Origin of the sequence: Streptomyces panaciradicis (genome assembly GCF_023516615.1) — a bacterium.
Taxonomy (GTDB): Bacteria; Actinomycetota; Actinomycetes; order Streptomycetales; family Streptomycetaceae; genus Streptomyces; species Streptomyces panaciradicis.
In genome coordinates, this window is the sequence record NZ_JAMGBF010000150.1 from 19,350 (window position 1) to 39,789 (window position 20,440).

Sequence of the window (20,440 nt, forward strand, 5' to 3'; positions counted from 1 at the left end):
GGCCGTCGACGTCCCCGCTCGCGCACACCGCGCTCACTCATCCGGTCGCCGGTACAGCCACAGCCGCAGCAACCGGCTGAGCAGCGGCATGATCAGGTACGTCAGCACCGGCAGGAGCACCACCGGGAAGACGGCCGCCCGCAGGAGCAGCGGCCAGGCCGTGGTGCGGGGCGTGGCCAGCCACTGGATGAGGAGGGTGCAGGGGTAGGCGCCGAGGAACGTGGTGAGGACCATCTTCCACCGCGGCGGGGACTGCACGGTCGTGCCGGGGAGGCTGAACCAGGTCTCCATCCCGCTCGTCGACTGCCGTTCGCTGCCGACCTCGGTGGCCACGCCGTCGATCCGCCGGTGCCACTGGGCCCGCTCGGCGGAGCGGAGCCACCGGGTGAGCCGGTCGGGGTCGGACCAGCGCAGTACCGCGTGGAAGCGGTGGCCGTCCTCGGGGCGCAGCCACGAGACGCCCTCGTTGCCCGGAAAGCGCCGGGCGCAGCGGGTGATCCCGCGGGTCCACTCCTCGAACTCCTGCTCCCGGCCGGGTCGTACCTGCCAGGTGAGGACGGTGGTGACCGGCTCTCCCCGGCGCAGTTGGGTGGTGCTCATGCTCACCACGGGTGCCACGTGTCGCCCGGATCATGCGCCGGGCGCCGGTGCCGGTCAGCGCCCGGCTTCCACCAGGGCGTGGGTGACGGCGCGGACGCTGCGGGCGATGTGCTGGAGCTGCATCACTTCCGCCGCGTAGAGCTTGATCGTGTGCTCGATGACCGACTCCGGCATGCCGAGGCCGGGGAGATCGGCACGGGCGGTCTGCAGGGCGGTGCGGGCCACCCGGATCTCCTGCTGGACCTGGATCTGCGCGTGACGGGCGAGCAGCACGGGGTGGCGGATGAGCGCCGGATAGCTGGCGTAGCGCGCCGGTACCAGCTCGCGCAGCCACTTGGCCGCCGAGCGCTCCCAGTCGTAGGAGCCGGGCTGCTTGACCTGGCACGGCCAGTCCGGGCTGAGGCGCGTGGTCGTCAGTTGCATGAGCATCGCTTCCGGGTGTGCGGCGTCGTGAAGGGTGGTCCGACGAGTGCGGGCGGCCCCGGCCTAGGGGATGACCGGGGCCGCCACGGGCCTCGCGAGGCGGGGCCCGCCCGGACACCACCGGCGCCGACGCGGGTAGGAGACGGCGGCTTCGGGTGTCCGGGTGACGCGTGAGCAGTATTTATATATGCCGACTGCTTTGCAAGACGCATGAAAAAATTCATGCGCGGAATGATGTGAAAGGTCCCTTTGTAATTCCGGACAGCGTGTGGGGCGGGTGTTACCGACGGTTGCGGCTCAGGCGGTTCCGCCGAGGGTCCTGGTCAGTCCCGCAGGAAGAATTGGTGCTGGTCGGAGATCTGCTCGTACTCCTCCAGCCGGGCCTGGGTGCGTTCCGGATCGGCGTCGGTCATGGCCTGCAGCAGCGCGGCGGCGATCACGCCGGGCGCGGCGTAGGAGTCGAAGACCAGCCGGGAGCCGGTGCCGGTGGCGAAGACGACGTCCGCCTCGTCGGCCACCGGGCCGAGCGCCAGGTCGGTCACCAGGGCGACCTTGAGCCCGGCGCTGCGCGCGACCCGTACCGCGGTGAGCGTCTCCTGGGCGTGCCGGGGCATCGAGAACGCCAGCACCCAGGTGCCGCCCGCCTCACGGGACTGCAGCAGCGCGTCGTAGGCGACACTGCCGCCCAGGGTCACCAGCCGCACGTCCGGGTGGATACGGCGGGCGGCGTAGGCGAAGTACTCGGCCAGCGAGACCGAGATCCGCACGCCCAGCACGGTCAGCGGGGTGGACGCGGACAGCTCGCGGCCGATGGCGATCAGCTGGTCGGGGTCGGCGAAGTCGCGCCGCAGGTTCTCCAGGTTCTCGATCTCGGCGTCGACCGCCGCCTGGAGTTCGTTGCTGCCGTTCTCCTCGGTCGCGCCGGGCCCGCCGGCCAGGGTGCCCAGGGCGATGGACTGGAGCTTCTCGCGCAGCGCGGGGTAGCCGCTGAAGCCGACCGCCGCCGCGAAGCGGGTCACCGACGGCTGGCTCACGCCGACCCGTTCGGCGAGGTCGGTGATCGACAGGAACGCCGCCTCGGTGATGTGCTCGATCAGGTACTGGGCGATGCGCCGCTGGCCGGGAGAGAGCCGGGGCCGGTCGAAGAGCGTCCTGAGCTGCGATGCCGGGGCGGCCTCCGCTTCGGGAGCGGTTTTGCCCGAGGTGATCGAGGATGCCTGTGCGCGTGCCTGCTGCGGCGATGGCACCGGTGCGCCTCCTTTGTCTGCCACAGTGCTTCAACATAGCTCACACACCGTCGTGACCAGGGCTTGTACGAGGGCAACGGGCGCCCGCCGGACCGAGCGTGAGGCCGGCCGCCGCAGGCCCGCCTCAGCGGCGGTAGATCGTGATCGAGTGACCGACCTCGTCGACGGGACGGCTGCTGTCGATCAGCGTGCGCAGCCGACCGCGCGCCCTGTCGACCGCCGAGTCCGACACCACCAGCAGCCCGTGCACCTGACGGGGCGCCACCTCGCGCGGATCGGCGGCGTCGATGCCGTAGTACGACGGCACGCCACTGCCCTTGTACACCAGCCAGACCTTCTCGCCCCGGTACCGCTCCCGCAGCCGGTCGGCGAGCCTGCCCAGATCCTGGCCCCAGTCGACGTTGGAGTCGTGCAGCCACAGATACGTCTTGTCCGGGCCGCCGAACGCCTCGTTGGAGTACGGCAGGTAGTAGGGGAACGTGCGCAGCGAGGAGACCGCGACGAACAGCACGAGCACACCGGTCGCGAGGGTCGCCCAGCGTCGTCGTACGGCGAGCACACAGCCGGCCGCCACCGCCAGGAACATCGGCACGAAGACGGCGTAGCGGGTCCCGAAGTCCCGCGAGCCGGTCATGGCCGAGGCCAGCAGCACGGCGGGCGGGACCAGCACGTAGGGGGCGGCGGGCCGCAGCCGCCGCACCGCCACCACCGCCGCGGCACCGGCCGCCCACAGCACCAGCATCCCGAGCGGCGTCTTCACCAGCAGCGCGGCCGGCAGGTAGTACCAGCGGGAGCCGGTGTACAGGTGCCCGAACAGGAAGCCCTGCCACGGATACCGCTCCAGCCCGAACTGGATGCGCATCCCGTCCAGATACGACCGCGGGAACGGCATCAGCCGCAGGAGCAGCCCCTTCAGCCCGTGCACGGCGGGCACCTGCTGCCCGGCGGCCGACCACCGCAGCCGCGGATCGACCAGCAGGTACGACAGCCATACGACGGCCAGGCCGGCCAGCGCCACGACCGCGGCGCCCGCCACGGCCCGCCCGAGCGCCCGCCGCCGGTCCCCGGACATCGTCCCCCACACCGACCAGGCGGCCAGCGCCATCAGTACCGGTACCACCGGCAGCACGCTCATCTTGGTCGCCAGCCCCGCGCCGAGGGCCAGACCGCCCAGCGGCACGTACAGCCGGGGGCGTCGCCGGGCCCGCCACAGCAGCCAGGCCGACGTCAGCACGAACCCCGCGGCCGGCACGTCCAGCGTCGCCAGCGAACCGTGCGCGATGACGTCGGGGGACAGCGCGTACAGGGCCAGGGCCACCGCACCGGCCGCGGCGCCCGCCACTTCCCGGGCGAAGGCGAACACCACCAGCCCGAACAGCAGGGTCAGCACGATCATCGGCAGCCGGGCCCAGAACATCAGCCGCCACGGGTCGTTGCCGGACTCGTACAGCAGATGGCGCGCGTACGCGCTCTGGTCGCCCCGGTAGGCCGTGTCCACGTGCGGATCGGCGACCGCCACCCCGACCGCGACGACCAGCTTGCCCAGCGGCGGATGCTCGGGGTTGAGCCGGACGCGGTGCTCGCGCAGATAGTCGGCGGCCGTGGCGACGTAGATCGGCTCGTCGATCGTCGGGGTCTGCTGCACGGCGGCGGTGACCATCGCGGCCGCCATCTGACCGAGCAGGACCACCACCAGCAGGGGCAGCAGCCACCGCCGACCGGGCCGGTGCGTGGCCGGTGCCGGCCGCGGCGGCTGCCGCTCCGCGTCGTCGCGTGGGCCCGGTGCGAGGACCGAGTGCTGTTCGTGCGCCATCATCCGCCCCGCGGTGACACCGGCCGCGAGGGGGCGGGAGCGATCCGGGGCCCTGTCATGGACCCCACTGTCGCACCGTCTCCCGCCCCCCAGGCCCTGTCGTCACATTCCCGCCTGCCTGGAGGTGTCTGGCACGCACGCTCGCGGCGTTGCCGAACCGTCCACGTGGCTCCGCCACGAGGACGCCCCGGCGCCTTGCGATCGCACGCACCAGACACCTCCAGGCCCGCCCTACGGGCGGACGACGGGAATGTGACGACAGGGCCTGCGCCGTCACCGCTTCAGGAGTCGTACCGACAGACCTTCCGCCGTGTAGACGGGTACGGCCCGCAGCCGGTCGGAGTTCACCTCCACGCGGTCGAATCGGCCGCTCAGCCGCGGCGCGCACAGGACGCGCACCGTGTCGCCCGCGACGGGCGGCCGGTCGGCGTCGAGCACGAGGGACAGCACACCGCCCGTGCCCAGCATCGCCCGGCGCGTCACCTCCAGGGCGGGCTCGTGGCCCGAGCGCAGCGTCAGCTCCAGCGTGGCGGACTCCTGCGCGTACGTGCCGTGCGCCCGCACCGGCCGCGGTACCCGCAGCGTGCCGCCGGACACCCGCACATCGCCGTGCCCGAGCGCGTGGGTGGAGGCGGCGACCAGCACGCCGTCCCGCACCACGGTGCCGCCGGTGTACGTGTTGTGGCCGGTCAGGGTGAGCGTGCCGGTGCCCAGCTTGGTGAGTGAGCCGGCGCCGTCGATGTCGTTGCGCCAGCTGTCGGCCGCGCCGAAGCCGCCCGCCGCCGCGTCCAGGGTCACGCTCACGTCGGAGTCGAAGGCGCCGTAGCCGTCCGCCGCCGTGAACAGGTCGAGCCGGCCCCACTGCTCGAAGCCGTCCAGCAGGACGTACCCCGACGGCAGGGCGGTGGTGCGCAGCACCTCGCGCCGCTGCTCGGCGCTCAGGTACGGCAGTCGTGTCTCCAGGAGCACCTCGGCGCCCTTGGGCACGGTCAGCGGGGTGCTGCGGCCCTGCCGGGTGAGCACGTAGGTCAGCCGGGGCCGCACGGCGCGGGCGTTGGCGTCCCGGTCGCCGTAGGTGTCGCCGGCGCCGGGGTGCGCGTAGGCGTACAGGGAGTCGGCGGTGGTGCCCGTGCGCCCGGTGAAGTAGTCGAGCGCCTGGGCGCGGGCGGCGGCCTTGAGGCCGGCGTTCGCCGGGTCGGCCAGGGTGGCGGCGGCCAGCGCGGTGGCCATGATGCGGCCGCCCATCACGTCGACCGTGGAGTGCATGCCGGCCATGATCCGGGTGTGGCTGAGCTCGAAGGCGCGGGTCACCAGTTCCTGGAAGCGCTCGGGCACGGCGTAGGCGTAGGCCAGGCCCGCCAGGTGGAAGGCGTTGGTGTGGCCGCTGGGGAAGCCGCCGTCGTCCGTGGGGGAGGTGCTGCGCTGGCGCAGCAGCTGGGGCGCGACGACCACCTTCGAGTCGTAGACGGGGTAGCCGAGCGCGTCCGTCGCGCCCGTGTCGACGACCTCGCTGTCCTCGTTCATGCGCCAGGGGCGCGGGTACTGGTAGGCGTACTTGGACGGGTTGCCCGACGCCCAGTTGCCGCGCACGGTGTCGACCAGTTCGGCCACCTTGCCGAGCGCGGAGTCGTGCGACCCGGCACCCAGCGCGGAGCCGGCCGGGGCGTCGGCGGGCACGGCGTCGTCGATCTTGGCCGGCGGGGTGCCGTCGGGAGCGCTGGTGATCGAGGTGACCGCCTGGGCGCCCGCCTTGTAGAGGTCGGCCAGCGGGCCCAGGCCCGCGATCATGGCGTAGCTCTGGTGCTGGCGGTCGTAGAGGAACGCCTCCTTCGCCTGGGCGTCGGTCCGGGCGCCGGTGAGGCGGGCGCAGTAGCGCATGTTGGCGCGCAGCACCTCGGGCATGAGCGGCGTGCCGGTGTTCCAGGCGCCGCCCGTCTTCCATATCCGTGCGAACCCGCCGAGAACCCGTACGACCGCGTTGGTCTCCGGGGTCTGGTTCGCCATGACGTTGGTCTTGTAGTCGTCGACGAACGCGGCGGCGGAACCGGCGGCCTTGGCGTCGGCGGCGCCCAGCCAGGAGGCGAAGGTGGGCGCGGCCAGGACGCCGGCCGAAACGCCCAGGGAGGTCTTGAGGAATCCCCGTCTGCCGACGGAGGGTCGGTCGTTCGACGAGGTGGAGCGGTGCCCGGCGGATGACGGCATGCGTGTGCCTCTCTTGAGTTCTTCGGCCCTGCGGCCGGGGGAGATCGTGCGATCAGAGGTGTTCTGTGGGGCGCGGCGATGTGCGAATACGGTGCGTCCCGTGAAGCTTTGAGCGAAGATCTACGGCCGTGTCCTGGCCCGCCGGGGAGTGCCCGGCGGCCGAGACGTGTCGTGCGGGTGAACGGAGCGGGCCGGAGGGGACCCGCTGCGGTTCCGCGACGCCCCTGCGGGGGAGCGGGACCGCGGTGACCTGCTGCGGTGCGACCGGGCGCGGCCGGCGCCGGGGGCGGCGCACGTCGCGGGGTCCCCGGCGGAGCTGCGGGCGCCCCTCACAGCAGCGAACGCGCCAGCGCCACCGCGCCCTCGACCGGCGGCACCCGCAGGGGCTGCGGGCGGGCTCCGGGCAGGGAGGCGGCGAGCGAGGAGACGAACGCGTCGTACAGGGTGGGCTGGTTCAGGATCGTGCCGCCGGCGACCACGACGTCGTCCACCGGGAGCCCCCGGGCGGCGAGCCGTTCCACGAGCGCGGCGAGCGAGCGCCCGGCCTCCGCGATCACGGCGCGCGCGAGGGGGGAGCCCGCCTCGGCGGCCGCGAACACCACCGGCGCGTGCCGGCCCCATTCCGCGGAGACGTCCCGGGCGCCCTCCAACGCGGCCCCGAGCGCGGGCACTTCACCGACGCCGAACGCGGCGACGAGACCGCGGGCAAGGTCGTCGGGTTCCTCGCCGCGGTCATGGGCCGCCCAGACGGCCCGCGCGGCCTCGCGGACGAGTCCGGCCGCGCCGCCCTCGTCGCCGAGGACCGCGCCCCAGCCGCCGACCTGGACGGGGGTGCCGTCGGGCAGCCGGCCCACGGCCACGGACCCGGTGCCGGCCACCAGGCCGACGCCCTTGTCCGACCCGGCCGCGGGGACGAGGAGTTCGGCGTCGCCCACGACCAGCGCGGGCGCGTCGAAGTGGAGTTGCAGTGCGGTACGGATCTGCTCGCACTGGCGGGGGGTCTCACAGGCGTGGCCGCCGACGGCCAGCGCGGACGGGCGGGTGCGCGCCGGGAGGGCCTCAGCGACCAGCGCGGCCAGCCAGCCGGCCGCGGCCACGGGGTCGTGCGGCCGCCAGCCTTTGCTGGACCGGACGTGATCGGCCACGGGGTCGTGCCCCGCCAGGGCGCGGAGGTGGGTCTTGGTGCCACCCACGTCGATGCCGACCACGAGAGGCGTGAAGTCCTGCACGGAACCTCTTTCGTCGTTGCGCTGTGCTGCGACGGCGGGCGAACCGTGCCTGGTCAGAAGCAGGTTGAAGCACTCGCGAAGCCCCGGGACGGGCCTCTGGACGGAACACGGCAGGCGAGTACCGTGAAGTTCGTTAGGAAGTTAACTAACGAAGTACAGTGCGTCAAGAGGCTTCGCGCACCCGACCGGCCGAGCTCCCCGTGGGACGGGGGCGGCCTCGCGTGACGCCGGGCATCCCATCGCCGCCTCCCCGCAGTCCGCAGGACGGGGGAGCGGCCCGTGACCTGCGGGAGAACTGTGGAACACGACGTGGTGCGAGCCCCGCGCCTGACCGAGAGCGCCGGCGCGGTCTTCGCCGTCCTGGCCCGGGCGGGCAGCGCGACGCGGCCGCAGCTCGCGAGCCTGGCGGGCCTGTCCAAGCCGACGGTGTCCTCGGCCGTCGCCGAACTGGAGAGCGCCGGGCTCGCCGCCCATTCCGGCACCGCCTCCAGCGGCACCGGCCGCAGCGCCGCCGTCTACCGGCTGGGCCCGGCCTCCGGTGCCGTCCTCGCCGTCGACCTCGGCCCCGCCCTGACCCGGGTGCGCGGCTGCGCCCTGGACGGCACCCTGCTCGCCGAGGCCACCGAGTCCCGGGAACAGGCCGCCGAGGCCGTCCGGGAGGCCCTGGACGCGCTGCCGGCGGGCGCCCCGCTGCGGGCCATCGTGGTCGCCGTCGGTGACGTCACCGCGCGCGACGACGAGGGCGCGGGGGTGCGCCCGGCGACCGCCAAGGCCGGGCCCGTCTTCGACGCGGTGGCCGTCGCGCTGCCGCCCGGCGTGCCCGTCCACCTGGAGAACAACGTCAACTGCGCGGCGCTCGCCGAGCTGCACGAGGGCGCCGCGCACGGCCGCGAGACCTTCGGCTACCTGCGGATCGGCGTCGGCATCGGCCTGGGTGTCGTCATCGGGGGCCAGGTGCTGCGCGGGGCCAACGGCGCCGCGGGTGAGGTCGCCCGGCTGCCCTACCCCTGGGACGACGGCCGCGAGCCGCGGCACGAGGCCCTGGAGGAGCACGTCGGCGCCCGCTCGCTGCTGCGCCGGGCCGCCGAGGCCTGGCGCGCGGAGGACGGACCATGTCCGCGCACCACCGAGGAACTGTTCTCCCTCGCCGGGGAGGGCCGGAGCGCGGCCCGCGCCGTGGTGGGCCGGCACGCCGCCGACATCGGCCGGCTCGCCGCCGCCGTGACCGCCGTACTGGACCCCGGCCTTATCGTGCTCGGCGGCAGCACCGGGGCGTATCCGCAGCTCCTGCCGGGTGTGCGGGCCGAGCTGGAGCGGCTGAGCTGGCCCACCGAGGTGGTCAGCAGCACGCTCGGCGACCTGGGCACCGTCGTGGGTGCCGCACGGCTCGCGGTCGCCCGAGGAGTCCAAACCGTGACCGAGGCCGCGCATGCGAAGGATTGACGGCCTCCGACTCGGTCTGCCAATGTCCGGACAAGCGCTTTCTAAGCCGGCCGGGACGCCGGCTTGGGTTGGCGTCCCGGCCGTGCACGACGCACGGCAGCCGCACGAGGGCGTGCTTGTGCGACGACGGCCCTCGGGGCCGGGGATCCCACCCGTCGAGGCGACGCGGCCGGGCGAGGCCGCACCCCCGGAAAGCGAAATTTCCTGCAAAATGCACCCGTGCCGCCTCGATCGGCGCCGTGCTCCGTCTCCTACGACGAAATAAGGGATCGAAGATGACCAATGTGGGTGTGCGGCGCTCCCGCCGACTCGGCCGCGGCGGTATACGCCGTGTGGTTCCCCTCGCTGCCGTGGCCACGGCAGGTGCCCTCCTGCTCTCCGCCTGCGGAGGCTCGGGCTCGAGCTCGGGCGGTACCTCCAAGTCCCTGACGTTCTGGATCTCCACGGTTCCGGGACAGGACGCGGGCTGGAAGAAGCTGGTCGCGCAGTACAAGAGCGAAGCCGGCGTCAAGGTCAAGCTCGTCAACATCCCCTACGACGGCTACACCACGAAGCTGCACAACGCCGCGCAGGCCAACTCCCTGCCCGACGTGGCGGCCGTGCCGGCGCTGGACCCGATCTGGTCGAACAAGCTGGTCGACCTGAGCTCCATCGCCAACAACAAGGCGAACAACATCAACGCCAACTTCCTGGCGAAGGACTCGTCCGGGAAGGTGCTGTCCATCCCCTCGGACGTCACCGCCTCCGGCCTGTTCATCAACAAGTCGCTGTTCGAGAAGGCCGGGGTCTCCTTCCCGACCTCGCCGCAGAAGACCTGGACCTGGACCGAGTTCATCAAGGCGGCCAACAAGGTCCGCGAGAAGACCGGCGCCAAGTACTCCCTGACCTTCGACCAGTCGCCCTCGCGGCTGCGCGCCATGGTGTACGAGCTGGGCGGCAAGTACGTCCACGCCGACTCCTCCGGCAAGTTCTCGGTGGACGCCGCGACCAAGAAGGCCGTGAAGACCTTCGTCGGCTGGAACGACGACAAGACCATGCCGAAGTCGGTGTGGACCAGCGGCGCCGACCCGTCGGCCATGTTCCAGAGCGGTGACGTCGTCGCCTACTGGTCCGGCGTGTGGCAGGTCGCCGCGTTCTCGGAGTCCATCAAGAAGTTCGACTGGGCGAGCGTCCCGACGCCCGCCGAGCCGGTTCAGGCCAGTGACGTCAACAGCGGCGGCATGATGGTCGGCTTCAACAACAACGGCGCCGCGGCCACCGCGGCGAAGAAGTTCATGTCCTGGCTGTACGAGCCGGCCCACTACACCGAGCTGTGCGCGGCGTCCGGCTTCCTGCCGGTCGAGAGCGGCCTGACCCCGAAGTACCCCTTCAAGTCCGATGCGGCGCAGGCGGCGTTCAAGCTCTACAACGAGGAGATCCCGCTCTACGCCCCGATCTCGGGCTACTTCAACGGCGCGCAGACGAACTGGGTGCTGAAGGGCAAGAGCCTCACCGAGGACCCGACCAAGACGGAGCTCGGCAAGGCGATCAACGGGCAGCAGTCGCCCGACAAGGCCCTGGAGAACATCGTGGCCGGCTACAACCAGCAGGTCGGCGGCGCGTCGTAGGCCGCGGGGCCGGGCGGCGGGCCGACACCCCGCCGCCCGGCCCCGGCGCCCAGGTGATGCCGGGCCCACGGCCCGAGCCCACGGCAATCCATCCCCCCAGCACGGAGTCAGGAAGATGACCAAACGCGCCTCGGCCGTGTCCGCGAGCCCGCCCAGGAGACGCAGCAAGTACGTTCTCGCGCCGCTCGTCCTCATCGCGGCCAATGTCGTGCTCTTCGCGCTGTTCTTCGTCTGGCCGGCGGTGATCGGGCTCGTCTACTCCTTCACCAACTACACCGGCGTGGGGGCGTTCCAGTTCGTCGGACTGGACAACTACCACCACCTCTTCGGGGACTCCACCTTCTACGACGCGCTGACGCGGACGCTGCTGTACGCGGTGCTCTTCGTCCCGCTGAACTTCGCGCTCTCCCTCGCCGCCGCCAACCTGGTGGTGAGCAAGCACGCCAAGGGCACGTCGGTCGCCCGCGTCATCTTCTTCATCCCGTGGCTGCTGTCGCCCATCGTCGTCGGCGTGCTGTGGCGGTGGCTGTTCGGCGAGAACTTCGGACTGGTCAACTACGTCATCGAGAAGCTCGGCGGAAGCGCCGTCCCGTGGCAGTCCAACGCGGACCTGTCCCTGCTGGTGGTCGTGATGGCCGCGTCCTGGGCCTGGACGGGCTTCTCGATGCTGCTGTTCATAGCGGCGATCAAGAACGTGCCCACCTCGTACTACGAGGCGGCCTCCCTCGACGGAGCCGGCCCCTGGCGGCAGTTTGTCAGCATCACCCTGCCGAGCATCGCGCCCACCTCGTTCATCGTGATCCTGCTCAACACGATCAACGCGATGAAGGAATACCCGGTGTTCGTCGCCCTCAACAACGGCGGACCCGGCACGTCCAACAACCTGCTCGTCCAGTACATCTACGAGACCGGCTTCAAACGGGGTCAGATCGGCTACGCGAGCGCCGCCTCGTTCGTGCTCATGCTCATCCTGATGGCCGTCGCGATCGTCCAGCTGATCGTCAACCGGCGGGTGGAGAACCGATGACAACCACAGACATTCCGCGCCCCGTCGACGCCGCTCCCGGCAGGGCCGTCGCCAAGAAGCGACCCCGCGGAGCCGGCAGCGGCGGGCTGCGGCGGGCGGTTTCCGCGACGACCCTGCTGTGGATCCTCGCCTGCCTCTACGGGCTGCCGGTGCTGTGGTTCGTCCTCAGCTCCTTCAAGCCGGCCAGCGACCTGTTCTCCTATCCGCTGACGCTGGTACCGCACAACCCCACCCTGTCCGGCTTCAAGGCGGCCTGGGACAGCGCCAACTTCTCCCAGTACTTCATCAACACCGCCATCGTCTGCGTGATCACGACGATCCTCACGGTGGGCGTCAGCTGCTGCACCGGCTACGCGCTGGCCAAGTACGACAACAAGTGGCTCAAGGCCTTCTTCCTGTGCATCCTGGCCACCACGATGCTGCCGGGCGAGGTCATGCTCGCCCCCGAGTTCCTGGTGGTCCGCAACCTCGGCCTCTACAACTCCTTCGCGGGCATCATCCTGCCGGCCGTGCTCACCGCGACCGGATGCTTCATGTTCCGCCAGTTCTTCCTCACGGTCCCCGACGAACTCGTCGAGGCCGCGCGCATCGACGGCGCCCGCGAACTGTCCATCTTCCTGCGGATCATGGTGCCGATCTCCCGGCCCATCATGCTGACCCTCGCCATCCTGTCCTTCCAGTGGCGGTGGAACGACTACATCTGGCCGCTGCTGATGCTCAACGACCCCAACAAGTTCACCGTGCAGATCGGCATCCAGAGCATCGTCGGCGCGCAGAACATCAACTGGTCGGTCCTGCTGGGCGCGTCGGTCATCTCCATGATCCCGCTGATCGCCGTCTTCCTCGTCTTCCAGCGCTATGTGATGGGCGCCGACATCAACGCCGGACTGAAGGACTGACCTTGCCCGCTCCGATCGACCACGAGTTCGTCCGCGCGGCAGCGCTCGCCGCCGACCGGTCGGCCGATCCGTCGGCGGAATTCATCGAGCCGCACCGCGCCCTGGCCCGGCGGGTGAAGACCATGGTCGCGGCGTACCGCTCGCCGGAGTCGGGCCTGCACGGCAGCGAGCGGGCCGTCGCCGCCGCGCTGACCCACCTCCGTGCCCTGCGGTCCGCGCAGACGGCGTCCGGCCTCTTCGCGGGCGGCGACAACGTGCAGTCGCCGCCGGACTCCGCGTTCACCGTCAACGACGTGTGCGACGCGCACGTCCTCGCCGCGGGCGCGGGGCCCGAACTGGCCGACGTCACGGCGGCGCTCGCCGAGATCGCCGGCGCCGCCACCGAAAGCCTCCTGGCCGGTGGCGTGCACACCCCCAACCACCGCTGGGAGCTGTCCGCGGCGCTGGCCCGGCTGCACCGGTCGTTCCCCGACGACCGGCTCCTCGTCCGCGCCGAGGGGTGGCTCGCCGAGGGCGTCGACATCGACGCCGACGGCCTGTACTCGGAACGCAGCGCCGTCTACGCGTCCATCGTGACCAACCCGGCGCTGCTGTTGCTGGCCGAGGTGCTCGGGCGTACCGACCTGGCGGACGCCGTCGAACGCAACCTCACCGCGACCCTGGACCTGATCAGGCCGGACGGCACGGTGGAGACCGTCCACTCGCGCCGCCAGGACCAGAGGCAGTCGTTCGCGCTGTGGCCCTACCTGCCGCACTACCGGCTGCTCGCGATCCGCACCGGCCGGGGCGACTTCGCCCGCGCTGCCCGCCTGGCGGCCGCCGACGGCATCCACGACCCCGACCTGCTCGCCCAGACCCTCCTCACCCCGGATCTGTGCCGCGCCCTGCCGGCCCCGGACGCGGAAAAGCTCCCGCGCGAGAGGTACCTCCCCACCGCACGCCTCGCCGCACGCGCTTCGGCCACCGCGCACACGGTGGTGTACGGCGGCTCCGACGTGCCCGAGCACCGGCGCATCCGCTCGGGCCTCGCCTGCAACCCCACCTTTCTGCGCCTGTTCGCCGGTGCCGCCGTCCTCGACGCGGTCCGCCTCTCCAGAGGGTTCTTCGACCTGGGCCCGTTCCGCGCCGCCGACATGCGACGGCTCGCCGACGGCCGCTACCTCCTCACCGAAACCCTCTCGGCCGCCTATTACCAGCCGCTGCCGCCCGACCGCCGGCGGGACGACGGCGCCTACCGGATGGCGGACGAGGGACGCTTCTCGGCCGCGATGGCCTTCCCGGACCGGCCTCGGGACGAGGTCTCCCACACGACCCGCGTACAGGTGGACCTGCGGGAGGACGGGGCCGACCTGCGGATCGACATCAGCGGCCCGCCGGTGCCCTGGGCCCTGGAACTGACCTTCCGGCCGGGCGGCGAGCCGCAGGGCGCCGTACCGCTCGGTGACGGAAGCTGGTGCCTGACGACCGAGCCGATGACCTACCGCGTCGGCGACGACGAGATCCGGGTCGAGGCGGCCGTCGAGACGGGTGAACCGCTCGCCGGACCGGACCGGCGCGACGTACTGCGCTACGACCCCGGGCAGGACTACACCGTGGTGGGCGGTACCGACGCGACGACCGGGAACCGCGTCTACATCGGTGGACGTGGCCCGCACACACTGACCGTCGCACTGCGCGCGACCACCTCAGGCATGAAGGACTGATCCCCGTGCACCTCACGCACCAGCGCGGCCCGCTGCACGACCTGCCCGACAGCCCGGAGGCGTACGACGCCGTCCTCGCCGACGTCGTCGAGCAGGCCCTGCGGCGCATCACACCCGAGGGCAACCTCGAACACCCCGACTGCGTCGACGACATCGGCGACACCTCGCTGGGCATCACCTCCCTGCTCGCGTTCGCCTGGCAGCGCGGCAAGGACCCGCGGCTGCCGGAAGCGGTGCGCCGCAGCCTCGCCTTCCATCTGCGCGAGCGCGTCTACGTCGAGGACAACCCCGGCTACCCGAACCTGCGTGCCCGCGACACCGGTCTGCCGTACGCCCGTTACGTCCTCGAAGCGGGCGCCCACCCCATCGGCGACTGGCCCAGCACGGTGTGGGCGCTGCTCCAGGCCGTCAACGTCCTCGACAGCGCCGAGGGCCTGGTCGACGACGAACAGCGGTCCCAGGTGCTGGAGTTGGCCCAGGGGTACTGGCGGTGGCTGACCGAGGCGACCTTCTTCAACCCGCAGGAGGCCGGCAACCAGGCCATCGGATGCGTGGTCGGCGGCCTGATGCTGGCCCGCCATCTGCCCGACGCCGAGGGCGAGTCGGTGCGCGCCCTGGCGCTGGAGCTGTACACCGGCGAGATCCGCGCCCACCGCGTCCGCGACCGGGGCGCCCTGCTGCCCCCGGAGCACGGCGGCGCCTACGACAACAACTACGGCCCGATCTCCCTGTCCTTCCTCGCCCAGGCCCACCGGGTCAGCGGCGAGGCGATGTTCGCCGAGGACGGCGACGCGCTCGCCCGCTACCTCGACGCCCGGCTCACCGGCGGCGGCTTCGACAACGGCGGCCCCCGCTACAGCGAGCAGCACTCCGCCTTCGAATCCGTCCTGGGCCTGCGGTACTTCAGTGCCCGCATCGGCTCCGACCTGGGCCGCTACCGCGGGGACAGCCGCTGGGCCCGGTACGCGTGCAAGCCGGACGGCGGGGTCGACGGTCACTTCGCCTGGATGCTGGTCTGGCAGATCCAGGACACCACGCGCTGGCACCGCGAGCCGAGCCCGACGCCGGCCCGGCACCAACTGCGCGCCGGCACCGTCTCGGTGGCCTTTGACGACCGCATGACCCCGGCCGTCGTGGAGGCGGCCGGCACCTACTACCTGGCCGCCGCCGTCGGCCGCCAGCACGGCTTCGGACCCGTCACCGACGGCTTCCTGATGTGCCGCCCCATGGGCGAGGTCCGCGTCCGCGACCTCAGGGCGGACGGCCTGACGGCCAAGCTGGTCACCAAGCCGGTCGTCGGCCGCGACCACGTCCTGCGGCATGTGCGGTCCCTGTACGTCACCGACGGCGAGACCCTGTGGACCACGGTGGCCGTCGAACGCCTCGGCGGGACGCCGTACCTGCTGGCCGGGCTGCCGTACGCCGAGGACGACGGCGACCGGGTGCGGCGCACCGCCGCCGGGACGGTCGCCTCGGCGGGCACCCTGCGTCTGACCCACCCGCGGGCCACCGGTGCCGAGCACTTCGACGCCCGTGCCGAACTCCTCCAGGAGCAGGCCGCGTTCGCGCTCGCGGCCGACCCGCGCGGCTACGGCAACCCGGACGAGGGCTGGCGGCACCTGGTCAGCTCCACGGCTCTGGAGGCAGGGCCGGTCCCCGGCACGCCGGACGACCTGCACGTCTTCGCCGTCCGCTACGGCTCCGAGGCGCCCCTGACGGTCTCGGTGGAGCGGAGCGGCGAGGAACTCACCCTCACCACGGGGCGGTTCACGGCCGTCATCGGACCGGACGACGACCAGGGGGAGCCCCGGCTGGCGCTGCGCGCGGTCAGTCGGTGACGCCCAGCGGCGAGCGGCGCTCCAGCACGCTCGCCGGCACCACCACATCCGCCCGGTCCCGGGTCGCGGCGACCAGCTCGGCGTTGGGCTGGTCGCTGCGCATCACCCAGGCGACCGCGTCCTCGTGCCCCTTGCCGAACTCCTCGTGCCGCGTGATGAGCCGTCGCAGCCGCTCCCGCTCGTCGAGTTCGCAGAACCACACCTCGTCCAGCTGCCGCCGCACCCGCGGCCACGCGCCGCCGTCCAGGAGCAGGTAGTTCCCCTCCGTCACCACCAGCCGGGCCGTCGGCGGCACCGGCACGGCTCCCGCGACCGGCTGCTCCAGCACCCGTTCGAAGCCCGGCGCGTACACCGTGTCGCCGGCCGTCTCCGGGTCCGTCTCGCGCAGCCGCCGCAGCAGGGCGGCGTACCCGGCCGCGTCGAAGGTGGCGGGCGCGCCCTTGCGGTCCCGCAGGCCGAGCCGGTCCAGCTCGACGTCGGCGAGATGGAAGCCGTCCATCGGGACGTGCGCCACCCACGGCTCGCCCGTTCCGTTCAGCTCCCGCACCAGGGTCTCGGCGAGCGTCGTCTTCCCGGCTCCGGGACTGCCCGTGACGCCGAGGATCGCGCGCCGGTCGCCCCTGCTCAGGGTGCGGGCGCGGAGGAGGAGGTCGTCGAAGGTCAGCGGCACAACCCGAGTGTGCCATCCGTGCCGGGGCGGGGATCAGCGGGCCGGCCGACAAGATTTTGCCGCCGGTGTGGTGCGGGCCACCCACTGGAGTCGTCCTTATGGGGAACGGTGTCCTGTATGACGCTGCTCGGACTGCCCGAAGACATCCAGGCCTGCCTCTTCGACCTCGACGGTGTGGTGACCAGGACCGCGGTGGTGCACGCGGCCGCCTGGAAGGAAACGTTCGACGAGTTCCTGCGCGAACGCGACGGCGAGGACTTCCGGCCGTTCGACTCCTCCGCCGACTACGACGAGTACGTCGACGGCCGTCCCCGCGCCGACGGCGTGCGCACCTTCCTCGCCTCCCGCGGCATCGAACTGCCCGAGGGCAGCCCCGACGACCCACCGGACGCCCAGACGGTCAACGGCGTCGGCAACCGCAAGAACGTCCTGCTCCTGCAGCGCATCCGCACCGAGGGCGTGGAGGCCTACGACGGCACGCTGCGCTTCATCGACGCCGTCCGCAAGCGGGGCCTGCGCACCGCGATCGTCTCCTCCAGCGCCAACACCCTCGACGTGCTGCGCTCCATCGACGCCGAGCACCTCTTCGACGTACGCATCGACGGCGTCGTCGCGGCGGAGCGCAAGCTGCCGGGCAAGCCGCGGCCCGACACCTTCCTCGCCGCCGCCCGCGACCTGGGCGTCGACCCCAAGCGGGCCGCCGTCTTCGAGGACGCGCTGGCCGGCATGGACGCGGGCCGCTCGGGCCACTTCGGGTACGTCGTCGGCGTCGACCGCGTCGGCCAGACCGAGGCGCTGTACAAGCACGGCGCGGACGTCGTCGTGAAGGACCTCGCGGAGCTGGGAGGGCAGGAGTGATCAGCGACCGGTCGTACACCGTGGAACCGTGGTGCGTGCGCGAGACGGCCCTGAACCTCGACGTCCTGGCCCAGAGCGAGTCGGTCTTCGCCCTGTCCAACGGCCATGTCGGCTGGCGCGGCAACCTCGACGAGGGCGAACCGCACGGACTGCCCGGCTCCTACCTCGGCGGCGTCCACGAACTGCACCCGCTGCCCTACGCGGAGGCCGGCTACGGCTATCCCGAGTCCGGCCAGACGGTCATCAACGTCACCAACGGCAAGGTGCTGCGGCTGCTCGTCGACGACGAGCCCTTCGACCTGCGCTACGGCCGCCTCGTCTCCCACGAGCGCACCCTCGACCTGCGCCGGGGGGTGCTGGAGCGGGTCTGCGAATGGATCTCCCCGGCGGGGACGGCGATACGGGTGCGCTCCTCCCGGCTCGTCTCCCTCACCCAGCGCGCGATCGCCGCCGTCTCCTACGAGGTGGAGCCCGTCAAGGCACGTACGCGCGTCGTGATCCAGTCGGAGCTCGTCGCCAACGAGACGCTGCCCGAGACCAAGGGCGACCCGCGGGCCGCCAAGGCGCTGCAGTCGCCGCTGGAGCCGGAGGAGGACTTCGCCGCGGGCCGGCGTCTGCGGCTGGTGCACCGCACCCGGCGCAGCGGTCTGCGGGTGGCCGTCGCCGCCGACCACGTGGTCGAGGGCCCCGAGGGCACGAGCACCAGCAGCGAGAGCAACGAGGACGTCGCCCGGCTCACCGTCACCTCCGTCCTGGAACCCGGCGAGCGGCTGCGCGTGGAGAAGCTGGTCGCCCACGGCTGGTCCGGCACCCGCTCCAAGCCGGCGATGAGCGACCAGGTCGAGGCGGCGCTGGCCGCCGCGAGCGTCGGCGGCTGGGCCGGTCTGGCCGAGGAGCAGCAGACCACCCTCGACGACTTCTGGGCGCGCGCCGACGTCGAGGTGGGCGGCGACGAGGAGATCCAGCAGGCCGTCCGCTTCGCCCTCTTCCACGTGCTGCAGGCCGGCGCCCGCGCCGAACAGCGCGCGATCCCCGCCAAGGGCCTGACCGGGTCCGGCTACGACGGCCACGCCTTCTGGGACACCGAGGCCTTCGTGCTGCCGCTGCTCACCTGCACCGCGCCCGAGTCCGTCGCCGAGGCGCTGCGCTGGCGGCACAGCACCCTGGACGCCGCGCGGGAGCGCAGCGCCCAACTCGGCCTGCGCGGCGCGGCGTTCCCCTGGCGCACCATCGAGGGCTCGGAGTGCTCGGCGTACTGGCCGGCCGGCACGGCGGCCTTCCACGTGAACGCGGCGGTCGCCGACGCGGTCGTGCGCTACACGGCCTCCACCGGCGACGAGCCGTTCGAGCGGGAGGCGGGCGTCGAGCTGCTGGTGGAGACGGCCAGACTGTGGCGCTCCCTCGGGCATCACGACCACCGCGGCGACTTCCACATCGACGGCGTCACCGGCCCCGACGAGTACAGCGCGATCGCCGACGACAACACGTACACCAACCTCATGGCCCGGCGGAACCTGCTGGCCGCGGCGGAGGTCTGCGAGCGCCACCCGGACCGGGCCGCGCAGCTCGGCGTGGACGACGAGGAGAGCGCGGCCTGGCGGGACGCGGCCGAGGCGATGTACATCCCGTACAACCGCGAACTCGGCGTGCACGAACAGCACGAGGGCTTCACCCGCCACCAGCGCTGGGACTTCGCCGGCACCCGCCCGGACCAGTACCCGCTGATGCTGCACTTCCCCTACTTCGACCTCTACCGCAAACAGGTCGTCAAGCAGGCCGACCTGGTCCTGGCCATGTACACCTGCGCGGGCTTCTTCGACGAGGAGCACCTGGCGCGCAACTTCGCCTACTACGAGCCGCTGACCGTGCGCGACTCCTCCCTGTCCGCGTGCGTGCAGGCCGTCGTCGCCGCCCGGGCCGGCCATCTGGAACTCGCCTACGACTACACGGGCGAGGCCGCGCTGATGGACCTGCAGGACCTGGAACACAACACCCGCGACGGGCTGCACATCGCGTCGCTGGCCGGGACCTGGACGGCCCTGGTCGCCGGGTTCGGCGGACTGCGCCACGACGGCGACGGACTGAGCTTCGCCCCCTGGCTGCCGGAACGGCTGAGCCGGCTCGCCTTCAACCTCCAGCTCCTCGGCCGCCGGCTGCGCGTGGAGATCGGCCCCGAGAAGGCCACGTACACCCTGCTGTCCGGTCCGCCCCTGACCATCCGCCACCACGGGACCCCGGTGACGGTCCGTACGGACACCCCCGTCCTGCGCACGGTTCCGCAGCCGCCGCAGCGCCCGGCCCCCGAGCAGCCGCCGCACCGCGCCCCGTACCGCCGCTGACGGCGCCGGGGGAGGGCGTCAGGCGCCTGGCCGTACCGGACAGGGCACGGCCGGGCACGGCGGGTTAGTTTGTGCCCGTCCGCGAAGAATCCCCCGTGGTGCGGAAGGGCGGCCCCGCATGACGTCCGAGCAGGTCAGCCTCGCGGCCGGCCGCCGCCACGCCTACTGGCAGACCGCCCTCACCGCCGCCGTGGTGGCGGCCGTCGGCTATGCCGTCCACCGGCACTGGCCGGTGCTGCGCACGGGCGCCGTCCGGCTGGCCGTGGCCGATCAGCGCTGGCTGCTGGCGGGCGCCCTGGCCGCCGGTGCGACCTGGGTCTGCGCGGCCCTGGCCCAGCAGGGCGCGGTGCGGCGGCGGCTGCCCGCGGGTCCGCTGGTGGCCGCGCAGTTCGCCGCCACCGCCGCCGGTCAGTTGCTGCCCGCGGGCATCGGCGCCGCAACGGTCGGCCTGCGCTTCCTCATGCGCTGCGGACTGACGCCCGGCCGCTCCGCCGCGGCCCTCGCCGTGAAGGCCGCGGCCGGCGCCGTGGTCCGCGGCGCCC

15 protein-coding genes and 1 pseudogene are annotated in these 20,440 nt (G+C 72.5%); 9 read left to right on the plus strand and 7 right to left on the minus strand.

All coding sequences use genetic code 11. From position 1 onward, the window contains the following. Positions 1–33 precede the first annotated feature (33 nt). The 6 genes from M8J74_RS35925 to M8J74_RS35950 all read right to left on the minus strand — a co-directional run bounded on the left by M8J74_RS35925 (position 34) and on the right by M8J74_RS35950 (position 7,514). The gene (locus M8J74_RS35925; protein ID WP_249840443.1) at positions 34–600 is read right to left on the minus strand and encodes an antibiotic biosynthesis monooxygenase; all 567 of its coding nucleotides are present in this window, start codon (positions 598–600) and stop codon (positions 34–36) included. 54 nt (positions 601–654) lie between these two features. Next, positions 655–1,029, minus strand: coding sequence for a hypothetical protein (locus M8J74_RS35930; protein WP_058921306.1), 375 nt, complete (start codon positions 1,027–1,029; stop codon positions 655–657). A 317-nt stretch (positions 1,030–1,346) separates the two neighbouring features. After that, entirely contained in the window at positions 1,347–2,270 is a 924-nt protein-coding gene (locus tag M8J74_RS35935; RefSeq protein ID WP_249840444.1) for a MurR/RpiR family transcriptional regulator, read from the minus strand. Positions 2,271–2,394: 124 nt separating this feature from the next. After that, positions 2,395–4,086, minus strand: a complete 1,692-nt coding sequence (locus tag M8J74_RS35940) for a phospholipid carrier-dependent glycosyltransferase (RefSeq protein WP_249840445.1) — start codon at positions 4,084–4,086, stop codon at positions 2,395–2,397. 270 nt (positions 4,087–4,356) lie between these two features. Then, positions 4,357–6,285, minus strand: a complete 1,929-nt coding sequence (locus M8J74_RS35945; protein ID WP_249840446.1) for a phosphatase PAP2 family protein — start codon at positions 6,283–6,285, stop codon at positions 4,357–4,359. A gap of 329 nt (positions 6,286–6,614) precedes the next feature. Further along, positions 6,615–7,514: an N-acetylglucosamine kinase gene (locus M8J74_RS35950; protein ID WP_249840447.1), complete on the minus strand. Its 900-nt coding sequence runs from the start codon at positions 7,512–7,514 to the stop codon at positions 6,615–6,617. Positions 7,515–7,823: 309 nt separating this feature from the next. Here M8J74_RS35950 and M8J74_RS35955 point away from each other — a divergent pair, with 309 nt between their 5' ends. The 6 genes from M8J74_RS35955 to M8J74_RS35980 all read left to right on the plus strand — a co-directional run bounded on the left by M8J74_RS35955 (position 7,824) and on the right by M8J74_RS35980 (position 16,031). Continuing rightward, entirely contained in the window at positions 7,824–8,957 is a 1,134-nt protein-coding gene (locus M8J74_RS35955) for an ROK family transcriptional regulator (protein WP_249840448.1), read from the plus strand. Positions 8,958–9,232: 275 nt separating this feature from the next. Further along, positions 9,233–10,564: an ABC transporter substrate-binding protein gene (locus M8J74_RS35960; protein ID WP_249840449.1), complete on the plus strand. Its 1,332-nt coding sequence runs from the start codon at positions 9,233–9,235 to the stop codon at positions 10,562–10,564. A gap of 115 nt (positions 10,565–10,679) precedes the next feature. Further along, the gene (locus M8J74_RS35965; protein ID WP_249840450.1) at positions 10,680–11,591 is read left to right on the plus strand and encodes a carbohydrate ABC transporter permease; all 912 of its coding nucleotides are present in this window, start codon (positions 10,680–10,682) and stop codon (positions 11,589–11,591) included. Then, positions 11,588–12,490, plus strand: coding sequence for a carbohydrate ABC transporter permease (locus tag M8J74_RS35970; protein ID WP_058921298.1), 903 nt, complete (start codon positions 11,588–11,590; stop codon positions 12,488–12,490). The genes M8J74_RS35965 and M8J74_RS35970 overlap by 4 nt, the downstream gene beginning before the upstream one ends. A 2-nt stretch (positions 12,491–12,492) precedes the next feature. Next, a complete protein-coding gene (locus M8J74_RS35975; RefSeq protein WP_249840451.1) occupies positions 12,493–14,193 on the plus strand; it encodes a hypothetical protein in 1,701 nt (566 codons plus the stop codon). 5 nt (positions 14,194–14,198) lie between these two features. Then, positions 14,199–16,031: a hypothetical protein gene (locus M8J74_RS35980; RefSeq protein WP_249840452.1), complete on the plus strand. Its 1,833-nt coding sequence runs from the start codon at positions 14,199–14,201 to the stop codon at positions 16,029–16,031. On the opposite strand, the gene M8J74_RS35985 is transcribed toward M8J74_RS35980, so the two are convergent. Next, positions 16,021–16,701: a nucleoside/nucleotide kinase family protein gene (locus M8J74_RS35985; RefSeq protein ID WP_249840453.1), complete on the minus strand. Its 681-nt coding sequence runs from the start codon at positions 16,699–16,701 to the stop codon at positions 16,021–16,023. The genes M8J74_RS35980 and M8J74_RS35985 overlap by 11 nt on opposite strands. Before the next feature lie 117 nt (positions 16,702–16,818). Between M8J74_RS35985 and M8J74_RS35990 the strand changes: the two genes are divergently transcribed. The 3 genes and pseudogenes from M8J74_RS35990 to M8J74_RS36000 all read left to right on the plus strand — a co-directional run. Beyond that, positions 16,819–17,559: an HAD family hydrolase gene (locus M8J74_RS35990; RefSeq protein ID WP_249840454.1), complete on the plus strand. Its 741-nt coding sequence runs from the start codon at positions 16,819–16,821 to the stop codon at positions 17,557–17,559. Continuing rightward, on the plus strand, positions 17,556–19,898 hold the full coding sequence (locus M8J74_RS35995) for a glycoside hydrolase family 65 protein (protein WP_249840455.1): 2,343 nt from the start codon (positions 17,556–17,558) through the stop codon (positions 19,896–19,898). Before M8J74_RS35990 ends, M8J74_RS35995 begins: the two co-directional genes overlap by 4 nt. A gap of 118 nt (positions 19,899–20,016) precedes the next feature. After that, positions 20,017–20,440: pseudogene (locus M8J74_RS36000) on the plus strand (TIGR00374 family protein); the annotation flags it as partial.